18 protein-coding genes are annotated in these 17,303 nt (G+C 59.5%); 11 read left to right on the forward strand and 7 right to left on the reverse strand.

Going from position 1 to position 17,303, the window contains the following annotated elements; all coding sequences use genetic code 11:
* The first annotated feature begins 51 nt into the window (after positions 1–51).
* Both X728_RS137940 and X728_RS1000000168025 read left to right on the forward strand, forming a co-directional pair.
* On the forward strand, positions 52–483 hold the full coding sequence (locus X728_RS137940) for a TadE/TadG family type IV pilus assembly protein (protein ID WP_023690708.1): 432 nt from the start codon (positions 52–54) through the stop codon (positions 481–483).
* Positions 473–832, forward strand: a complete 360-nt coding sequence (locus X728_RS1000000168025) for a TadE/TadG family type IV pilus assembly protein (protein WP_023833145.1) — start codon at positions 473–475, stop codon at positions 830–832. The genes X728_RS137940 and X728_RS1000000168025 overlap by 11 nt, the downstream gene beginning before the upstream one ends.
* Before the next feature lie 527 nt (positions 833–1,359).
* Here the strand turns inward: X728_RS1000000168025 and X728_RS1000000171890 are convergent.
* From X728_RS1000000171890 to X728_RS01055, 7 genes are all read right to left on the reverse strand, one after another.
* Positions 1,360–1,974, reverse strand: a complete 615-nt coding sequence (locus X728_RS1000000171890) for an NAD(P)-dependent oxidoreductase (RefSeq protein ID WP_348625653.1) — start codon at positions 1,972–1,974, stop codon at positions 1,360–1,362.
* 77 nt (positions 1,975–2,051) lie between these two features.
* Complete coding sequence (locus X728_RS1000000171895; protein WP_245259938.1) at positions 2,052–2,345, reverse strand: hypothetical protein; 294 nt, start codon at positions 2,343–2,345, stop codon at positions 2,052–2,054.
* Positions 2,346–2,363: 18 nt separating this feature from the next.
* Positions 2,364–3,956 (reverse strand): response regulator, encoded by a 1,593-nt coding sequence (locus tag X728_RS1000000168030; protein WP_023833147.1) that lies wholly within the window; start codon positions 3,954–3,956, stop codon positions 2,364–2,366.
* A 361-nt stretch (positions 3,957–4,317) separates the two neighbouring features.
* Positions 4,318–6,633 carry a response regulator gene (locus X728_RS0136470; RefSeq protein WP_023833148.1) on the reverse strand — a complete coding sequence of 772 codons (2,316 nt, stop codon included), beginning with the start codon at positions 6,631–6,633 and terminating at the stop codon, positions 4,318–4,320.
* A 2-nt stretch (positions 6,634–6,635) separates the two neighbouring features.
* Positions 6,636–8,159, reverse strand: a complete 1,524-nt coding sequence (locus tag X728_RS137935) for a GAF domain-containing protein (protein ID WP_196815121.1) — start codon at positions 8,157–8,159, stop codon at positions 6,636–6,638.
* Between the two features lie 649 nt (positions 8,160–8,808).
* Positions 8,809–9,366 (reverse strand): carboxymuconolactone decarboxylase family protein, encoded by a 558-nt coding sequence (locus X728_RS137930; protein WP_023833150.1) that lies wholly within the window; start codon positions 9,364–9,366, stop codon positions 8,809–8,811.
* A gap of 82 nt (positions 9,367–9,448) precedes the next feature.
* Complete coding sequence (locus tag X728_RS01055) at positions 9,449–10,210, reverse strand: alpha/beta hydrolase (protein ID WP_348625654.1); 762 nt, start codon at positions 10,208–10,210, stop codon at positions 9,449–9,451.
* 140 nt (positions 10,211–10,350) lie between these two features.
* Between X728_RS01055 and X728_RS137925 the strand changes: the two genes are divergently transcribed.
* The 9 genes from X728_RS137925 to X728_RS01000000167370 form a co-directional block, all read left to right on the forward strand.
* Positions 10,351–11,259, forward strand: a complete 909-nt coding sequence (locus X728_RS137925) for a LysR family transcriptional regulator (RefSeq protein WP_023699252.1) — start codon at positions 10,351–10,353, stop codon at positions 11,257–11,259.
* A 537-nt stretch (positions 11,260–11,796) separates the two neighbouring features.
* Positions 11,797–12,339, forward strand: a complete 543-nt coding sequence (locus tag X728_RS137920) for a sigma-70 family RNA polymerase sigma factor (protein WP_023699251.1) — start codon at positions 11,797–11,799, stop codon at positions 12,337–12,339.
* Positions 12,336–13,175, forward strand: coding sequence for an anti-sigma factor (locus X728_RS137915; RefSeq protein ID WP_023699250.1), 840 nt, complete (start codon positions 12,336–12,338; stop codon positions 13,173–13,175). Before X728_RS137920 ends, X728_RS137915 begins: the two co-directional genes overlap by 4 nt.
* Positions 13,176–13,456: 281 nt before the next feature.
* On the forward strand, positions 13,457–13,702 hold the full coding sequence (locus X728_RS137910; RefSeq protein WP_023670610.1) for a DUF680 domain-containing protein: 246 nt from the start codon (positions 13,457–13,459) through the stop codon (positions 13,700–13,702).
* Positions 13,703–13,797: 95 nt separating this feature from the next.
* Entirely contained in the window at positions 13,798–14,769 is a 972-nt protein-coding gene (locus X728_RS137905) for an MBL fold metallo-hydrolase (protein WP_023699249.1), read from the forward strand.
* 30 nt (positions 14,770–14,799) lie between these two features.
* Positions 14,800–15,279, forward strand: coding sequence for a tetratricopeptide repeat protein (locus X728_RS137900; protein WP_023732701.1), 480 nt, complete (start codon positions 14,800–14,802; stop codon positions 15,277–15,279).
* Between the two features lie 108 nt (positions 15,280–15,387).
* Positions 15,388–15,837 carry a DoxX family protein gene (locus X728_RS137895; RefSeq protein WP_023699247.1) on the forward strand — a complete coding sequence of 150 codons (450 nt, stop codon included), beginning with the start codon at positions 15,388–15,390 and terminating at the stop codon, positions 15,835–15,837.
* A gap of 458 nt (positions 15,838–16,295) precedes the next feature.
* Complete coding sequence (locus X728_RS1000000168035; protein WP_155924050.1) at positions 16,296–16,628, forward strand: hypothetical protein; 333 nt, start codon at positions 16,296–16,298, stop codon at positions 16,626–16,628.
* A partial coding sequence (locus X728_RS01000000167370) for a 2Fe-2S iron-sulfur cluster-binding protein (RefSeq protein WP_155924051.1) occupies positions 16,580–17,303 on the forward strand: 724 nt, incomplete at its 3' end. The genes X728_RS1000000168035 and X728_RS01000000167370, both read left to right, overlap by 49 nt.

Raw genomic sequence — 17,303 nt, forward strand, 5'->3', positions numbered from 1 at the left:
GGATGAAGAACATTCCGGCGACGCAATCCGTTCAGCTCGTCGAGTAGCGGGATGGGTGGGCGGACCTTGCGTATTGTCCGGGACAAATCCGGGATAGCCGCCGTGGAGTTTGCCATGTTGCTGCCCGTCCTGTGCCTCGTCTGCCTCGGCATCGCCGATGGCTGGTCCTACGTGACGAGTTACCTGCAGATGCGCGCGGGCGTCAAAACCGCGGCCAATCTCGTAATGGCCGGCGCGTCCAATGACACNGGAACGCAGGCGGTCGCGCTTTCGAGCTGGAACGACAAGCCCGAGGACGCCGCGGTCGTGCTGGTCCGCTCCTATTTGTGCGGCGCCACGGTCGTGGATGAGACCACCATCTGCGGCGGAAAGAAAATCTTCGTCCAGATAACGGCGACGGGCACCTGGGTGCCCCCGTTTAACTTCGGTGTCTTCCCGGACCCGCGCGCGATCAGTCATCAGCAGGTGATCCGTGTCCGCTGAAAGGATCGGATCCAGGTGGCGCCGTGACTGCTCCGGCGCAGCCGGGCTGGAGTTCGCCTTGATCGCGCCTTTCCTGGTGATGCTTTTGTTCGGAATCTTCGCCTTCGGCTGGGCCATGAATGCCGTGTCGACCGTCCGCTATACACTGGCACGCGAGCTTCTGAAGCGCCTTGGTCAACGTCGTCGCGACGTGGCGCTAGGCTGGGAAGATGCCGACCCGTCTACTGTTGCCGTCTCTGCGTTTCAAGCCGACGTTCTCCGCTCTGCATTCCGACGCCTACTCAGGGAAACCGGAGCGCCTGAGTGTCAATGGCGCGATTTAGCTAAGGCCCCCTGGTGCGCGATTTGACTGGGTGCGAGCTGATCGAAACTGGCTTGGTGGATTGGATCGTCAGCAAGTAGCCGCTGCCCGCCAGCGGCCCAGCAGCCGTCTGCGGGGACTTTGCAGCGGGCGCGCTGGGCCTGACCGGTGGGGCGGTGTGGTATCCGCCGGCTGGCGAACATATGCGCCTCCTGCCAACGCCAGCGAAACATCCAAACGAACGAGGTGATCTAACCGCGATCTCGCCATCCAAGGCCAACACATAGGCCGATAGCAAAGGCCCATAATTGCTGAGAGAACGAAAATGGCCGACGCCATGGTTGGGGAACCCGGGTGGGTAGGCGCCGGCCACAAGCGGAACAGGCCNGAGAACGAAAATGGCCGACGCCATGGTTGGGGAACCCGGGTGGGTAGGCGCCGGCCACAAGCGGAACAGGCCCGCCGCGCCACACACATGGCTGATTTGTCATCACGTGGTTATGGTGTGATCGCGTAGGGCTAGACCAGCGGAACCTAGTAAACGCCGCTTAGTAAGCGATCCTCGACGCGATCGTTCATCGAGCCACGACATGCGGCGTGCACAAGACGTTGGGTAGCGAAAACAGCGGATCGTCGGTCTTCGGCGGCTGCTGGTCGAACACGTCGAGAGCCGCACCCGCGATTTGGCCATTGGCCAGCGCTGCTCGCAGGGCCGTGTAGTCGATCAGCGATCCGCGCCCGGTGTTGACGACGATGGCTGACGGTTTCATCTTCGAGAACCCGGCGGCGTTCAGGATGTGATGGTTATCGGGGCTCGGCGTTGCGTGCAGCGTCAGGAAGTCGGATTGCTCCACCAGGGTGGAGAAGTCGACGAGTTCGACGGAGGCGCTTCCTTCAGGAAGGGATCGTAGGCAAGGATGCGGGTCTCCCAGCCGAAAGCCGTTGCGCCACGCCACGGCCGCTGCGGCCGAGGCCGAGGATGCCGACGGTGGCGCCGCGCCATGGGTCAGGCCGCGCCACCCGCCACGCCGCATGAATTCGGGCGTCCACGTGCCAAGTTGTTTGGCAACAGCCAGCATCAGGGCGACCGCGTGCTCGCTGACCGTGAAGATCCGAAAATCGTTCGGCGTACTCGAAACCAGAATGCCGTGCTCGGTGGCAGCGTCGAGGTCGATGCCGTCGATACCAATGCCGTATTTTTAGACGTACCGCAGTTCCGGAAGCGCCTGCATCACGCGCCTGGTGATGCGGGTGCCGCTTGCCCCCATCAAGGCGACACAGCCATGTGCCGGGCAATCAGCTCATCCTCGGTAAAGCGCTTGAACGGCATTTCCCAGAGCGCATTGCCGAAAATGACGTTGACCCCACGCTCGCGCAGCCAGTCCAGCGAGGCGCCGGTTGGGTCGTAGCGTTCAAATGCGAGAACGCTGGGCAAGCCTTGAGCGCTCATGATGGTGGCGACCTCCTCAAATACCTTCGAATTGCTTCCGCTGTACGGCTGCCTTGCATCCGCTTCGGAAGGCTTTTCGGGCGCTTGTCCGCTTGAATCAACTGGCATCACACTTCGATGTCCGATCTTTCATTCTGTGGGTGACGGCAGCAGATCAACGAGCGGCACAAAATCCTCCAGCGAGTCATCAAGTGGCGGGGGTTCTTCCTCAGCCTCCTGCTTTGGCTCCACCATCAGGAGACCGACGACGACCAGAGCCAGAGAGGCCCAGGTCAGCGCTGGTATCGACTCTCCGAGCAACAGCATGCTCCAGCTTATGCCGGCGGCTGTCCCCGCATAGGCGTTCTGGCTGGCGAAGACCGCACCGGTGCTGGAGACTAGCAAAATGAAGAGCAGCATCGCCAAATTGCTGGCGGCAGCCATCAGCAAGACGATGACGCCAAGCCGACCAGCCAATAGACCAAATGGCACGAAGTCCTGATAAAAAGCGGCAAGTGGGATCAGCATCAAAACCGAAACAACTAGGGTCATGCCGAACAGGGCGACGTTATCGATTTTGGCGGGCTTGGACTCTGAGAGATAGATATCCTCGACTGCGTAAGTGACGGGGATTACAAGAGCGATGACAAACCACACCCAACTGGTGGCTATTTCTCCGGGCTCTCCGTACAGGAGGATGATGGAGATGCCGACGAGACCCAATCCAAGCCCTAAAAAGCGCTTCAAATTCGGAGCTTCGGTCCGCATCAGAGCGGCGAACAAGAAGACAGCAAATCCCTCGAGCACGATGACAATGGAGACGATGGAAGCTGGAAGCTTGCTTGCCACCCAGTACACCAGAACCTGGTTGATCACCGAGCTAATGAACGCAAAACGAAGGATGAACGTCCGTTCGGCTCGCGTGAGATCCTTGATTCTTGGCATTGTCCGTCGCTTCAAACTAATCCCGATGCAGAACACGGCTCCGATAATGTCGATGAGGATTGCCAATCCGACCGGATGAGCCTCAACAAGCGAAGCCATCTTGGAAAGTGGAACGACGACGCCCCATAACCCGCCACATGCCAGCAGCAGTAGAGCGCCACGAAACGTGCGAATATTTTGCCGCATCTTTCGCTCTCGCTCGTAAACCTTCTGGGCCATTGTCGCGAACACTGTGGCAAGCTTGCCGAGACCATCTGTACGGCTTGCTACGTCGCGGATGCCAAGCTTCGAAGGATTGAACCGCCCGGTCTCCAATGTGGCGGCCGCCCTGGTCAGCTTGGCCACCTGCCGCAGATATTCCGTCTCAACGTCGCGGAGTCTTTTTTTCTCGATGCAGGTCTCAACACGAGCCTTGAGTAGAGCTAGTTCAAAGTCCTTTGGCAGAAAGTCTTCCGCGCCAAGCTCGATGGCGCTAATCACGCTGCCCATTTCTTCATCGAGGGCCGAAATGACGATCACCGGCAGATCGCGAGTGGCCCGCGAAGACTTGAGCGCCTTGAGCACTTCGAAGCCATCCATTTCGGGCATGACGATATCAAGGAGTACGAGGTCGAATGGATTCTGAGCAACCTGTTCAAGCGCCAGCTTGCCGCTTGCGACAGCGGTTGTTTCATGGCCGAGCGACTGGATGGCTTTGCTGAGTTTCAGGCGCACAGTGCCTGAGTCATCGACTATGAGGACGCGCGCACCTTCTGGTGCGCGAGCATCAGGTGATTGTGTCTCCGATTCTATGCTCATTCGGTTGTCCCCCTCGTTTCAAATCGGCAAGGCGAGAGCTTAGATCTCGGCTGGCCGTGTCACACGCGCCCGCGATGAGTTCCACTTCCGTCGCGGCCGCGCCGGGCATACTGTCGCGGCAGGATTGTTCCATTGCCGCGCAAAGCGCGGAAAGTTGGTTGGCGCCGAAGTCCCGCGCGCAGCGCGGCCAAGACCTGAACGGTCGCCGGACTCCGCAGCCCGGCGCATCTGCTCGACTAGCAACGGGGATTCCTCCAGAAAACTCTCAATGAGTTCTGCAAGAGAGTCTTGATCCCCACCTATGAGATCAAGGAGCTTGTCTAGAGCGTCCTGCGCAACATCCATGACCGGACCTTTGTTGTCAGTTGTGTTGGTGGGCGCGTGTAAGAGAGGCGACCAACTCCTCCACGCGCAACGGCTTGCTTAGGTAATCATCCATCCCAGCTTCCAGGTAGCGCTCGCGGTCGCCGGCCATTGCATTGGCGGTAAGTGCCACGATGAAAGGCTGCAGCGAGTCCCCGGCGCCTGATGCGCGGATCAACCTTGTGGCTTCGAGCCCGTCCATGTCCGGCATCTCGATATCCATCAGGATGACATCGTGTTGTCCCTTGGCAAATGACGAAATCGCCGTCTCTCCATCCACCGCCAAGTCTACCTTGTAGCCAAGCCGTTCAAGCACCTTGGACCCAATCTTCCGATTGGTGATGTTGTCATCAACCAGCAGGATCCGAAGCGGCAATTTCGCCGCCATTTCGCTGTCGAGGGATGGTCCCTTGGGTTGATCAGGCTTGGCTGAACGCGTTGGAGCCACGGCAAAGACGGACATGAAAGCATTGAGGAGCGGCGAGGGCTTGATCGGCTTAGGAAGCATCGCCGCAAATTTGATGCTCTCGATATCTGCCTTGTTTCGCTCATCAAGAGGCACCAAGGAACTCAGCAATATCAGTGGAAGGTCACCTCTTTCACCAAGCCCACGCAATCGTTTGGCCAGTTTTATCCCGTCCATCTCTGGCATGTTCATGTCGAGCACGATGGCGTCATAATTTTCGCCGCTCGAAATCCTGCGCAATGCGTCCAGAGGCGACTCGGTCGTGTGTGGAATCATGGACCAAGATTGGGCTTGCAGAGACAGGATGCGCCGGTTGGTTGCGTTGTCGTCAACGACCAGCAGCCGCTTGCCTGCGAGTTCAACTTTTGCCAGCGACATTTGCGCCTGCCTGGGAGCGGGCGCAACGGCAGCGCGGATCGTGAAGAAGAATGTCGTACCCGACCCTTCAACACTTTCGACCCATACCTCCCCGCCCATCAGTTCTGCCAGGCGTTTGCTAATCGCCAACCCTAGCCCGGTGCCCCGGTAGCGCCGCGTCGTCGAGGCATCGACCTGGCTGAAAGACTTGAACAAGCGATCCAATCTGTCTTCGGGTATACCAATGCCGGTATCGCGTACTGCAAACTGCAGGGTGGAGAAGCCCTCTTCGCTTCCGCCATGGGGTGTCCCCGCGCCCTCAACTGCGGGCGGAACTTTCATCACCGACAGGACAATTTCACCCCGCTCGGTAAATTTCACAGCGTTGTTGAGGAAATTAAGCAAAATTTGTCGCAGTCTGGTGCTGTCTGCCACAATCCCGCCAGGAGTACCGGGCTCCACCAGGTATGCCAGGTCGAGTCCCTTCTCCGCGGTCTTGGAGGCCACCAGATCAATTGCGCTCTCAAGGCATTCCCGGAGTTCGAAGGGACTTGGATCAAGCTCCAGCTTGCCGGCCTCAACCTTGGAGAAATCGAGTATGTCGTTGATAATCGTTAGCAGGGCTTCGCCGCTGTTGCTGATCGTCTCGCTAATCTCGCGTTGTTCAGTGTCAAGCTTTGTACCAAGCAACAAGTTGCTCATTCCGATCACGCCATTCATTGGTGTGCGAATTTCGTGGCTCATCGTCGCCAGAAAAGAACTCTTCGCCTCATTTGCCGCCTCGGCCGCCTCTTTTGCCTGCTGCAGCGCCAGGGAAAGCTGTTTGAGCTCGGTAAATAGCTGCGCGTTATGGAGGGCCGCACCGGCATTGGCGGCAATGGTGGAAAGCAAGCGAAGCGAGTCATCGGTAAATATGCCCTCCCGCGTAGTGCTCTGAACACTGATAACTCCAAGCGTTCCTTGCGCGGTCTTGATCGGAACGCCGAGATAGGACAATGCATCCTTGCCGACGGGGGTAGCCCCGATCTGAGCTCCACGTTCCGCTACATCCTGATTGATCAGCAGCGGCTCGCCAGTCTCTATGATCTTGCTTGTCAGCCCCTCGCCAAGGGTTAGTGTGTTGAAGGCCTCGCCAAACTGATAGGGGAAATGGATTAGGTTGGTTTCCGGATCAAGCAGTGCGACGTAGACAATATCGGCATCAAAGATCTCCTGCATCTGGTTACCGATCAACTGGATCGTGCTGTCAAGTTCCGATTCCGCTATGAGCGCCTGACTAACCGTTCCAATGGCGGCAAGTTCGGCAGCGCGGGCTTCAGTCACCTTGAGCAGACGCTGAGTTTCATTGAATAGACGGGCGTTGGCGATGGCGACCCCCATGCTGGAGGCCACCGTCTGCAGCAGGCGCACGTCGTTTTCGTCGAACGCATGCTTCTGATAGCTCTGCACACTGAGAACACCCAGTGTTCCCTCACCAGACTTGATCGGCACGCCTATGTAAGAGGCAGTCCTATCCTCTTCGTGTGGAAAGTAGGCGCCAAGCTCTTTCCTTCCTCAAGAGTGCCAAAAACAAAGGGCTCACCTGTTGTGATGATTTTCGAAGCTACTCCCATGCCCATTGGGAATGGATCGATAGCTCTATAGGTCCTAAAGTATGCATAAGGGACATGGATCAAGCCGGTTTCGCTATCGTGTAACAAAATTTCACTGACTTCGATGCCGAAAGCCTCCCGCACCTTGTCGCCTACCAAGCGAATAACAGTGTCCAGGTTAAGCGACTTCGTCATCGCTTCGCCAACGCTGTTGAGAATCGCCAGTTCTTTTGCGCGGTCCTCTGTCACTTTCAGCAGGCGCTGCGTCTCATCGAACAGATGTGCGTTGGAGATGGCTACGCCCATGCCGGATGACAGCCCCTGCAACAGACGCACATGATCTTCATTGAAGACATTCTTCTCGTAGCTCTGAACGCTGACGACACCCAAAATCCTGTCACCAGCGATGATCGGCACGCCCAAGTAGGATTCGGTCCTGTCATCTTCCGTAGGTATAAGTGCGCCCAGAGCAACGTGTTGCTCAGTCGAGCCCAAAACCAATGGCTTGCCTGACAGTATGACCTTGGACGTCAGACCTTCGCCCATCGCAAATGGCTCGGGGTCCTGATAGTCCCTGTAAAACGCATAGGGTACGGTGATCAGATCAGACTTCTCGTCACGCAGCAGGATTTCGGTGACGTCTGTTCCAAATATCTCGCGCACCTTGTCACCGACGATGCGCGTGACGGTCTTGACATTCAACGTCTTGGCCATTGCTTCGCCGACACTGTTGAGGATCGCGAGTTCTTTTGCGCGGTCCTCGGACACTTTCAACAGCCGCTGGGTTTCGTCGAAAAGGCGGGCATTCGAGATGGCAACTCCCATGCTCGACGAGAGAGCTTGCAAGAGACGCACATGATCTTCGCTAAAGGCGTTCTTTTGGTAACTCTGCACGCTGACAACTCCTAGAGTTCTGCCTCCCGCGATGATCGGCACGCCTAGGTACGATTCTGATCGCTCCGCTTCGGTAAGTGCGATCACATCAAACTTGAGGGACTGCTCAAACGTATCAATAACCAGCGGTGTTCCAGAGAGAATGACCTTTGAGGTAAGTCCTGCGCCCAAAGTGAACGGCTCCACGTCCTGGTACTCACGATAGAATGAATACGGGACGGTGATGAGATCAGATACCTCATCGTGCAGCAGTATTTCCGTGATGTCCTCCCCGAATATCTCCCGAACCTTGTCACCGACGATGCGTGTGACAGTCTTGACGTTCAACGTCTTGGCCATTGCTTCGCCGACGCTGTTGAGGATCGCGAGTTCCTTTGCGCGGTCCTCGGTGAGGTCGAGCAGACGCTTGTTGTCGGCAGAAAGTTGACTGAGTTGAGTTGCCCCAGATGCTTTGGCGACTTCCAGCTCGGCAATGTACCGGTCCGCTGATTCGAGTCGACCAGCAAGGTCGATTTCGACTGAGCTCTGCATGTCGGCTGTCTCCCCCAAAAATCCGCCAAGAGTGCGAGCGGCATCCTTCCCCAACTGCTCATCATACATTAGCAAGCACTGTTACATGCCGCGCAGTTGATTGTCAGTACCCGGCCAGCGTCTTTGCGCAGCCATTAGCCTCTGATGTCCGCTTCTGCCACAAATCACCCAGTCCCGGTCATGAGAAATGTCCGCTTTCGCGAGCGGCCATGGGTGCCCGCTGAACCAGATGAGGCGCGAGGCGGTCATGCCCGATGTCACCTGCGAAAGTCTGCTTCGGGTCACGTCACGACGATGTTCGCACCGAATTAAAGTTCCGCTATTGAGGATCCGAAGCCCGAAGCTGTCAGTCCGCTTGCGGCCCAAAAACCGACATCTTGACTGAATGTCAGCAATTGGGCCGGAAGCGGAAGGTCGGCTTTTGGCCGCCGAAGAATGATAGCAGACGAAAGGGTCGGCAGACGAACGTCTGAAACCCACCATCAGCTGATTGATGAACGCCACCTGGGCATAGCTGAGATTAGATCACGCGACATGGAAAGCTCGATGACGGCCGCGTGGCAAATTTTACTCGGTCCTGGCGTTACATGGTCTTTGCCTCCGCGCCCAATGCATCGAACGCGCCCGGCACGACCGCATACTGTCCGGATCAGCCCCTACCTGTCTGCCAGACATGCGGCTGAAATGGCGTCTCCAGCGGCGGTTGGGTGATGTTGGACGTGTAGTTGGTGATCGTAGACGCCGAAAGAACGGCGACCACCTCCAGCAACCGGCTCTCATCAAAGTCCGCATCGAGGAATTCGCGCTTTTCCACCTCGCTGAGCCCACCGCGCCTCTCGATAAGCGTACGCGTGAGTTTCGCCAGAGCCGCATGCCTGGCGTCCACAGGTAAAGCGCCCTCTCTGATGCTGGTGACAGATTCAGCGCCGACCCCCTCGGCAATCGCCAGATAGGAGTGAAAGGCCACAGCCCACTCTGCCTTGTTGGTGACTGCATTTGTCAAAAGCAGGATCTGGATCTCCGCCTCGCTGAAGCTCCCGCCATGTACCCGCGCGAAGAGATCGGTCAAGCTGCCGATAAGCACAGGCGAGGTTGCCATCGTGCCGGCAATATTTGGAATGAAGCCGAAGGCTGAATTCAGTGCCTCAAGTGCCGGCCTGGAAGCTCCGGGCGCCGTTTCGATGGAGTGAATGGGAAAGTTCGTCATGTGTCTGTCCTTGATGGCAATTGGGCGCAGTTTGGCGCCGCAAATGGGGTAGAGACCTGAATTCTCAGGTGACGGTGATCGCTCAATGGGCCTGCGCGGCCTCCTCGATCACTTCAGCAACATTTGCCGGATGAGAAAGCATGACAACATGCGATGCACCCTGCACGACCACGACTTCGCGCGCGTGCGCACGCTTCGCCATGAAGTCGTGCAGAGCCAGAGGGATGCTTTTGTCGGCCGCGCCGTAGACGAAGTACGACGGAAGGGTTTTCCAGGCGGCCGCGCCTGAAGCTTCCTTCAGCGCGGTCTCGGTCTCTGCGTGATAGCCATCAGTGCCACCTGCTCCATAGGCAGGTCGGCGGCAAAGGGTCCGGCAAATTTTGCCGGATCGACGCTCAACTGAAGGCTGCCATCTGGCAGCGCAATTGGCTTGGCCAGAGCCGCCAAGCTCGCTACCCGGAAACTTGCTGATCAAAGCGAAGGTGCTCTCGCCCTTGTCAGGCGCGAATGCGGCGACATAGACCAGCGCCCTGACATTCTTGCTGTTAAGCGCGGCGTTTGTAATGACGGACCCGCCATAGGAATGGGCAACCAGCACCACAGGCCCGTCGATGCTCTCCACCACGCTGGCAACGGCTGCGGCATCGCCAGAGACCCTTCGAAGCGGGTCCGCTACTGCCACGACCGTGTAGCCATCGCGAGAGAGAATCGGGATCACTGAATTCCAAGACGAACTGTCTGCCATCGCACCGTGAACCAGAACAATGGTGGGCTTGCTGGACGCGGCTTCGGTCGCCCAGGGGCGAGCAAAAACGCAGCCACTGCCGTCACCGCCAGCGGCCAGCCGAACAGGACACGTTTGATTTCACACTTCATAGATCTCTCCTTGGAAGGCTCGGCTATCTGTCGTTGTATCGATGTAAACGATGATGACTGAGAGATAATGCTTGTATTTGGCATGATATTCATGCCAATTTTGCATGAATGGACGTTGACGACCTCAAGACATTCTGCCGCGTCGCTCAACTTGGCAGCATTGCGGCTGCGGCGCGGGCCGAAGCCAGCGAGGCATCGACATTGTCTCGCAGGATAGCTGGACTGGAAGCACAGCTTGGCACACGACTGTTCCAGCGAACGACCCGGAAACTGTCGTTGACGGAGGCCGGAGCGATTTTCCTGTCTCGCATCCTGCCTATTGTGGACGAGGTTACGGCGGCCCGCGAAGCAGCGCTTGCCACCGTCGAACAGCCAAGCGGCATGTTGCGCGTTACGGCCTCAAACGCCTACGGCGAAGCGGTCGTCGCGCCACTGCTGGCCGGATTCTGCGCGCAGTACCCGCGCATTGAAATTGATCTGCTGCTCTCGGACGCTTTGGTGGACCTCGTTGCCCAGCAGGTCGACGTCGCCTTGCGTCTCGGGCCGCGTCCGACCGGCGACCTCATCGTCTCCAAGTTAAAGACAATCGAGCGTCGTTTGGTGGCGTCGAAAGAATATCTGTCTTCAGTGCCTCCAGTCGATCGGCCAGAAGACATTGGTGCGCATGTCTGTTTGCCGACCACGAATTCACCTCAAACACCGCTGTGGCTGTTCAGGCGGGACCTCGAAAATATCGAATTGACCGTGCCGGCGAAGATCAGGACCAGCAACACACTGGCGCTTCGCCAGTTGGTACGCGACGGCGTCGGGATCTCGCTGCTGCCGGAGTGGTCGGTGGATGAGGACATCAAGAGCGGAAGGCTTGTCCAACTCCTCCCTGGTTGGAAGATCAGCGTCGGGGCGCAGGAGAGTGCCGTGTGGGTCGCTTATCCTTCCCGCGCCTACCTGCCGCTGAAGACGCGGAAATTTATTGATTTCTTTAAAAAGCAGATATTGTCGGAGGGTTCGAACTCTTGATCCTCTCGGCTAACGCCAGATGGACAATGTCTGTGCGCCGCTGGTGGCGCCTGTCGCATGGCCTCCAGTCATCTTTTTTCGCTGTCCGGGAATAATACGCCGCCCGCCCTGGTCTTCCATGCATACGCTGCTGATTGACCTTGAAGGAACGCCCCCCTGCAATCCCACATACTGACGACTATGACGGCAACGGTCGACGCGTTCCCAAGACCTCTTGAAGGCGACGCGTTGGGCGCCTGCGGCTGGCTGGCTCCCAGCCTGTCTACCTTAAAACGTCCTGCCCCGGTCGGGATCGAGAAAGCTAAGACGCCACGGATCGGTGCCGGCCGTGGATTCGGCAATGCTTGTGCTCAAGAGCGCGTCCGGGTGGATGCATCGTTGCGGTCCTGTGTGTGATTGACATCGATGAGACAGTTGCCTTCAAATTCACCGCAGCTGGCGACCCGGCATGTTTCCTCTGGGTTCGATCGCAAGGCAGAACCATTCTCGCCAAATGAGCGTACGAGCTCGAGGCGAGGCGCATGTGACGGTGTACCGATGCTGAGCAGCAATGCGCGGGCCGACCGCTTCGGCGAAGTGGTAATGCCCCATCTCGCCGACGCGCTTTCGCTGGCCCGCTGGCTGACCGGCAATGCCACCGACGCCGAGGATGTCGTGCAGGACGCCTGCATGAAGGCACACGCCAACATCGCAAGCTATGCCGGCGGCAATGCACGTGCCTGGCTTCTCACCATCGTTCGCAACTCGTGCTACACATGGCTGGCGCGCAATCGCCCGCGCAGCATCGTCTCGGTGGGCGACCTCGGTGATCTCGACGAGGTGAGCGCCGCTCACGCAGTCGATCTGACTGAGAGCGAAAGCCCGGAGGCGAGCCTGATCGCCAAGGCAGAGGTGGCGGCCATGGAAGCGGCGATCGCCGCTCTGCCGCAACCCTTTCGAGAAACGCTCGTGCTGCGCGACGTGAATGGCCTCGCCTACCGCGATATCGCAGCCATACTGGGCGTGCCGATGGGCACGGTGATGTCGCGGCTGGCGCGGGCGCGTGGCCTGCTGATCTCTGACCTTGGGAGGGCGCAATGAGTGCGCACAACGATGGATTGCCCGAGGACGCCGCAGGCATGAACCTGATGCTGCACGCGCTGATAGATGGCGAGCTTGACGCCGCCGCGGCCATGGCTGTCGAGCGGCGCATCGCCGCCGATCCCAAGCTGGCGGCCGAACATGCCCGCATCATGGTCTTGCAAGGGGCTGTGGCCGGGCTTCCGAAGCCCCGAGTGAGCGACGAGTTCAGCGCGCGCATTGCAGCCATGGCCGCGTCCAGCCGCGTCGAGGTGCTGCGGCCCAGAGCGCCGATACGGGCGAAGTCCGCTCGAACGTGGTGGTCGGCGCGCAACTTCGGATCATTCGACTGGCGCACCATGGCGGCCTCGATCATGATCAGCGCTGTTCTGGCCAGCGGCGCGACGCAATGGGCGATGCAGCCTAGCGTAGCCGACAGCTTTGCCGCAGGGGTAGCCAGCGGCCACCAACGCAGTCTGCTGGCGACCAGCCCTGTCGATGTCGTCTCGTCGGACCGGCACACGGTAAAGCCATGGCTCGATGCAAGGCTCGGCCTTTCGCCGCCGGCGCCGGACATGGCCAAGGACGGATTTGCACTCATCGGTGGCAGAGTCGAGGTCATCGGCGGCCGGGCGGTGCCAGCGCTGGTCTATCGCCACCGCGAACATCTGATCACCCTTGTGGCCGAGCCGCAAAATGCCGGGGTGGTTTCCGACCCGGTCGATCTCTCGGAGGGCGGTTTTTCGCTTGTGCATTGGAGCGATGGCGCCTTCTCATACTGGGCGATTTCCGACATGGAGCGGCCGGAGATCGACGACTTCGTGGCGCGCTTCCGCGCCGCCATCGTGACGGGCTGATAACCGTCTGTCGAAGCCTCTTCAGCCGATATCAAGTGCGATGTCACTGTTGGCTCAGCTCCTTACACGGGCTGAGACCACGGCAGCAGCATGGCGCCGACGTCGAACGCGTCCTCGTGCAGCGTCGGCTCCAGTTCGGGGCGGACGCCGGCCCCTGTTTTCGGGAAATCTCAAAAGAATTTCGCGCCGCCCGGGAATAAAGGGACGTCCTGATGGGTCTTCTTGTTAGCGGGGCCAGTTTCCCGGCACGCACCCAAGAAACGAAAAAAGGATCTACCGAAATGACCAAGCTCGCTCTCAGCGTGGCTGCCATGCTGCTTGCCTCAACCGCTGCCTTTGCCGGCAGCGACCATGGCGGCAACAACTCCAATCAGCCGGTCGCTACCGTTGACACCAATGCCACTGCTTCCATTTCCCCCTCCCCGCGCCAAGCCGGCGTCGACACCATGGTGACGACCGGGCCGCGCCAGGGGTCGGTTCAGGACATCATCACCAGGCACAACAACGACGGCATCTGGGGCCGCTGAAGACACCCTTCCGAACATCTTCTCTTACCACTCACGATGGAGAGCCAAACCTTTGGCTCTCCATCATCACCCCATAAGGCTGCAGGAGATCACCTATGTTCACGATGACACGTCGCACGTTGCTTGGAACCACGCTCGCCGCGACCGCCTTCGGTCTGGCCGGCAAGCTGGAATTCACCCGTCCCGCCTTCGCCGAAACGTCGGTCGAGCCGACCGTCGGCTTCTACAAATACAAGGTCGGTGATATCGAGGTCACCGCCATCTATGACGGCATCTGGCGCAAGCCGCACGACCCGGCCTTCATCAAGGATGTTTCCGTCGAGGACACCAAGGCAGCGCTTGCCAAGGCCGGCCTGACGACAGACTTCATGCCCATCCCGCTCACCGTCGTCGTCCTCAAGATGAACGGCAGGCTGATCATGATGGATGCCGGATCGGGCGTCGGCCAATGGCAGACCAATGCCACCCATCTGCCGGCCAACATGGCCGCCGCCGGCATCGACTATAAGACGATCGACACCATCATGATCTCGCATTTCCACCCCGACCATGTCTGGGGCCTGATGGAAAAGGGGACCGATGCACCGGTGTTCCCCAATGCCGAGCTGATCGTCAACGCCACGGAATACAATTGGTGGACCGACCCCAGCCGGCTGGCCAAGCTGCCGGAAGGCCGCAAGCCGGCGGGCAAGCGCATCGCCGAAAATTTTCCGAAATGGAAGAACTGGAAGCTGGTCAATGACGGCGCCGAAGTCGCACCCGGCATCCAGATCATCGCTGCGCCCGGCCACACGCCGGGACATTCGGTCTACCTCGCCAACTCCGGCAAGGAACAGCTGATGATCTCGGCCGACACCATGTATGTGCCCGCCCTTCTGGCGCCGCATCCGGAGTGGCAGGGCAGTTACGACCAGGACGGGCCGACCGCTATCGCCACCCGCCACAAGATCATCGACCGGGTGATCGCCGACCACATCCGCATTTCGGGTTCGCATTACCCGTTCCCCGGCACCGGCGTCTTCGTGAAAGACGGCAATGCCTATGGTTTCACCCCAGTTCAGATTTGAGCGCGAGCTCCAACCCAAGCGAGAAAGATGATGAAGCAATCCTATCTGGGCAAGCACGCCCTGTTTGGCCTGCTCGGCGCCATTGCCGTGCTGACCGTCGTTCCCGTGGCCACTATCATGCCGGCCTATGCGGTCGACGACATCGAAGGCACCGATGCACCCGACCTCACCGCCGTCCAGGCCAAGATCGCCGTCAAGGACTACAAGGGCGCGCTGGCCGATCTGCGTGATCTCGCGCAGGACAACCAGCAGGCCGACGTCTACAACCTGCTCGGCTTCACACTGCGCAAGACGGGCGATTTCGCCACCGCGCTGACCTACTACAACAAGGCGCTGGAGCTGAAACCCGATCACAAGGCCGCCCGCGAATATCTGGGCGAACTCTATGTAGAGACCGGCGACATGGCCAAGGCCAACGAGCAGCTGGCGTCGCTGCAAAGATTGTGTCCCGCCGGCTGTGAAGAACTCGAAGACCTCCACAAGGCCATCGACACCAAGGTGACCAAGTAAAACCAGGCAGGCGCTGCAAGGCGCCTGCCCCTTTCCCATCGCCTGGAGCCAATCGTGACAACGACACAAACCGCTTCGAAACTATATCTCGCCGACTTGACCCTGCTGATGGGTCGCCTGCTGCTCTCATTGCTCTTCGTGCATGAAAGCCTGGAGCTGGCGACGCATTTCGCCGGTGCAGCCAAGGCGATGACGGCGCTCGGCGTCAGCCTGCCGCTTTTGATAGCCACCATAGCGCTGCAGCTGGGAGCTGGCGTTTCGGTCGGCCTTGGTCTGCTGACGCGTCTGGGCGCGGTGGCGCTCGGACTTTTCTGTTTGGCAACGGCAGCTTTGTTCCACACCAATTTCGCCAACCAGAACGAATTGCTGCATTTCGAAAAGGATCTCGCAATAGCGGGCGGCATGTTCGCCCTGGCCATAGCCGGCGCCGGCGCGATATCTCTCGACAGGGTTCTGAACGGCCTCGTGAAGCGCCGGCAACAGGACAGAGAGACGGTTGCGGCGCTCATAGCGGCCGGTAGGCCTCTCTCGGTTGGCGAAATCAAGCTTCCATTCTAAATCGCCAAGACGCCGGGTCTCATATCAACCCGCCCGCCCGATCCGAACGCTACAAACGCCTCGGGCGACCCCTGATGACGAAAGCCGTTCACGGCGGGTTGTTTATCGACGTCCGCTTATCGGCACGGATAGGAACGCCCTATCGGCCGATATGAGGCGCAAAGCTGCCGTTCAAAAGGTAGCACGCTTGGAAGTTCGTGCCGACGCGCTATCTGGCGCATTTTGCCAGAAGTCGCTGCCTTCAAAGCTATCCAAAAACCGATCTTTGTCCCACTTTGTCCATAAGCCCCGCAAAAGCATCCAGGAACCCCAGGCGATTTGGCCGTATCGAACTGCCACCACGTCGTGGAATGGCAGGCGGCAAGGCTTGATTGACTGATTGTCGCCGCCGGCAAATCTTGACCGGAAGGCGCTATTGCCGGCGTGTTTTGGTCAGCGAATCGTTCAAGGCACTGGAAATGAGCCAATCGCAGGTCCCAGCACCACCGCCCGGATGGCTGCCGGACGCGTGGCTCCGCAACGCACGGCTGGTGTCCGGCCTTGTGCTGATGGCGTTCGTGACGCTGCATTTCCTGAACCATGCGTTGCTCCTGATCTCGCTTGAAGCAGCGGATAAGGGGCGCGCGGTGTTCCTGCTGATCTGGCGCAACCCGGCCGGGACGCTGCTCCTCTACGGCGCGGTCGCCACGCATCTCGTTCTGTCGCTGCTGGCGCTCTACACCGCCGCACGCTGGCCATTCCGGTGCGAGAGTGGGCACAGATACTGCTCGGCCTCTCCATCCCGCTTCTGATTGCCGAGCACGTGGTCGGCACGCGTGCCATGCACGCCCTCTATGAGGCCAACGACACTTACGAGTTTGTGGTGCGCTCGCTATGGATCCTGACACCGCAGGTCGGGGTGCGGCAGGCAATCGCGGTGGTCGTCATATGGGCACATGGCTGCCTCGGCCTCTACTTCTGGCTGCGTTATCGTCGGTGGTATCCGCGCGTCGCCTCTGCTCTGCTGGTCCTGGCGGTGCTGGTTCCGGTCCTGGCGCTGCTCGGTTTCGCTAGCGCCGGAAAGGAGGTCTCGGCGATGGGACCGCCTCAGTCGCAGCCCATCGAGCGAACCCTTTTGGACCGAGCGTTGGCGGCCAAGGAGCGCATGGACAGCAGCATCTATGCCGGCTTTGCGGGACTGATCGTCCTGGTGCTGGCGGCGCGCATCGTTCGCGACCGCATCGAGCGGCGCAACCTGATCGAGGTGCGCTATGCCGGCGGGCGCAAGGTGCGCATCCCCCGCGGCTACAGCGTGCTCGACGCCAGCCGGCTGGGCGGCATCGCGCATTATGCCGTGTGCGGCGGGCGCGGACGCTGCTCGACCTGCCGCATCCGCGTGGTCGACGGCCTGGCCGAGCAGCCGGAGCCCAGTCCGATCGAAGCGGCGACCCTGCGCCGCATCGCGGCCGACGGCGACGTGCGGCTCG

The sequence above is a fragment of the Mesorhizobium sp. L103C119B0 genome, assembly GCF_000502235.1.
Lineage (GTDB): Bacteria > Pseudomonadota > Alphaproteobacteria > Rhizobiales > Rhizobiaceae > Mesorhizobium.